The organism is Sabulicella rubraurantiaca, from assembly GCF_017355885.1.
Lineage (GTDB): Bacteria > Pseudomonadota > Alphaproteobacteria > Acetobacterales > Acetobacteraceae > Roseococcus > Roseococcus rubraurantiacus.
On the sequence record NZ_JAFEUU010000056.1, the window covers coordinates 1 to 1,190 of the forward strand.

Sequence of the window (1,190 nt, forward strand, 5' to 3'; positions counted from 1 at the left end):
GACGATGGCCAAGGCGAAGTTTGAGCGCACCAAGCCGCACTGCAACATTGGGACGATCGGCCATGTGGATCATGGCAAGACGTCCCTGACGGCGGCGATCACGAAGGTTCTGGCGAAGACGGGTGGTGCGTCGTTCACGGCGTACGACCAGATCGACAAGGCGCCGGAGGAGCGTGCGCGCGGCATCACGATCTCGACGGCGCACGTCGAGTACGAGACGGCGAACCGCCACTACGCGCACGTGGACTGCCCGGGCCACGCCGACTACGTGAAGAACATGATCACGGGCGCGGCGCAGATGGACGGCGCGATCCTGGTGGTGTCGGCGGCCGACGGCCCGATGCCGCAGACGCGCGAGCACATCCTGCTGGCCCGCCAGGTGGGCGTGCCGGCGCTGGTGGTGTTCCTCAACAAGATGGACATGGCCGACCCCGACTTGGTCGAGCTGGTGGAGATGGAGGTGCGCGAGCTGCTCTCTTCCTACCAGTTCCCGGGCGACGACATCCCCATCGTGAAGGGCTCGGCGCTGATGGCGCTCGAGGACAAGAGCCCCGAGATCGGCGAGCAGGCGATCCTGCAGCTGATGGCGGAAGTGGATCGCTACATCCCGCAGCCGGAGCGTCCGAAGGACCGTCCGTTCCTGATGCCGATCGAGGACGTGTTCTCGATCTCGGGCCGCGGCACGGTGGTGACGGGCCGCGTGGAGCGTGGCGTCGTGAAGGTGGGCGAAGAGGTCGAGATCATCGGCCTGAAGGACACCGTGAAGACGACGGTGACGGGCGTCGAGATGTTCCGCAAGCTGCTGGACAGCGGAGAGGCGGGCGACAACATCGGCGCGCTGCTGCGCGGCACGAAGCGCGAGGACGTGGAGCGCGGCCAGGTTCTGGCGGCCCCGGGCTCGATCAAGCCGCACTCGAAGTTCAAGGCTGAAGCCTACATCCTCACCAAGGAGGAGGGCGGCCGCCACACGCCGTTCTTCACCAACTACCGTCCGCAGTTCTACTTCCGCACGACCGACGTGACGGGCGTGGTGCAGCTGCCGGAAGGCGTGGAGATGGTGATGCCGGGCGACAACGTGTCGATGGATGTCGAGCTGATCGCCCCCATCGCCATGGACGAGGGGCTGCGCTTCGCCATCCGCGAGGGCGGCCGCACCGTCGGCGCCGGCGTCGTCGCCTCCATCGCGAACT

At 67.0% G+C, this 1,190-nt stretch carries 1 protein-coding gene; it reads left to right on the top strand.

The features are described 5' to 3' along the window. Nucleotides 1–4 precede the first annotated feature (4 nt). Nucleotides 5–1,190 (top strand): elongation factor Tu (gene tuf, locus JTJ31_RS24340; protein WP_207541327.1); only part of this gene is annotated, 1,186 nt, incomplete at its 3' end.